General features: G+C 56.9%; 1 protein-coding gene. It reads right to left on the bottom strand.

The window, feature by feature from the left end:
* Window positions 1–227 precede the first annotated feature (227 nt).
* Complete coding sequence (locus BN1119_RS09720) at window positions 228–1178, bottom strand: transposase (RefSeq protein WP_041997260.1); 951 nt, start codon at window positions 1176–1178, stop codon at window positions 228–230.
* Between the last annotated feature and the right edge of the window lie 243 nt (window positions 1179–1421).

Below are 1421 nucleotides of genomic sequence, written 5' to 3'. Positions count from 1 at the left end.
GTTTTGGTGTTTGTTTTGGGAGGTGTTTGTTTTGGGACACCCATCAAATAGGACGTGTTATTGGCGCATCCATGGGGCTGTCGATATCAGAGCGAGAGCGGCAGATGGTCAGGTGCGCAGGGAGGGTTGGTGCCTTGGCCCGGGGTTTTTGGGTCTCATGCGAAAGTTAGGGTCTGGCGCCTGGGATCTATGGCGAAGTGAGCAGAGGTAAATCAGCGACATGATCGTTATATTCGGGGCTGGTAGCATCGCGTCTGGCCGCAATGCTCGGCATATCGCTGGCAGCCTGTCTTGTCTCCTACGGCTCTGATACCCAGGCGTCGAAACAGGGCTACCTGTTTCAGCCATAGTGATTCATCGAGTCCGAGTCGCTGCAAGATGGGGGAAAGGGTGTCTGGAATGTATCCTCGTTTATCGGCTCTGATGGCCCTTCCAGTCCAATCCACCAGGGCAAGATAATCGGTAAAACCGTAGGGCAGTGCTTCTGACTCCCCCTTGGTGGAAAAAGGAAGCAACCATGGGGAGGGTGTCACCTCTTCTGTGGTTGCGTCTATCCTCTGCTGGATACTGGTGTAGTCACTCTCCTCTAGCGTGTGAGCGATGCCCGCTCGAATGGGATTGAGGTCCACATAGGCCATGCAGGCCAGCAGTGCCGACTCGGTGAGCAGAGCCTGACTTTTGAAGCGCCCTTCCCAGAAGTGACCCTTGCAGCCATCTTCCTGGTTGGCCTCGCGGGCCAGCGACTCGTTCAGCAAGCGTACCAACCAGCTGATGGAGTAGAGCCTCTCCCGCCATTGCGCGATCAGCTGGTGCACCACGTCTCGCTCGGGTGTTATCAACGTCTCTCCCTGATGCCAGCGCCGCACCAGCAAGGGCCACTGAAACAGGCGTGCCCAGCGCTCTGCCACTTCCCGCTCGCTCCACTCATGGGCAATATCGGCCTGCACCTTGAGTACCAGATGATAGTGATTGCTCATCACGGCATAGGCACAGATGCCGATGGCAAAGACTTGCGACAGCTGGCCCAGTTTGTCGGCAACCCATTGGCGCCTGTGCTCGTAGCTTTGGCCTGAGTGATCATCCTGGCCGCAGAGAAAGGCGCGCCGGACGCAGCGGCTGACCACGTGGTAATAGGGCGTATCGGCGAGGCTGATCTGGCGTGAACGGGCGATGGTCATGGTGGCTCTCTCCTCGGGTCTCTCGGTTTAAGGAAAGTCTGAGGTGAGTGAGTTGTCAAAGCTGGGTTAGGTGGGTGTCCCAGCTTTTCCATTGGGTGGGTGTCCCAGCTTCTTGATTGCTCATCACCGCATAGGCACAGATGCCGATAGCAAAGACTTGCGACAGCTGGCCCAGTTTGTCGGCAACCCATTGGCGCCTGTGCTCGTAGCTTTGGCCTGAGTGATGTAGTGGTCAACTAAATC

Source organism: Aeromonas bivalvium, from assembly GCF_000819765.1.
Taxonomy (GTDB): domain Bacteria; phylum Pseudomonadota; class Gammaproteobacteria; order Enterobacterales; family Aeromonadaceae; genus Aeromonas; species Aeromonas bivalvium.
This window is presented reverse-complemented; position numbering and strand designations above follow the sequence as displayed.

Bases quoted from the DNA above. Each gene is read 5' to 3' on its own strand.
- BN1119_RS09720 (WP_041997260.1), bottom strand. From the start codon at position 1,178: ATGACCATCGCCCGTTCACGCCAGATCAGCCTCGCCGATACGCCCTAT.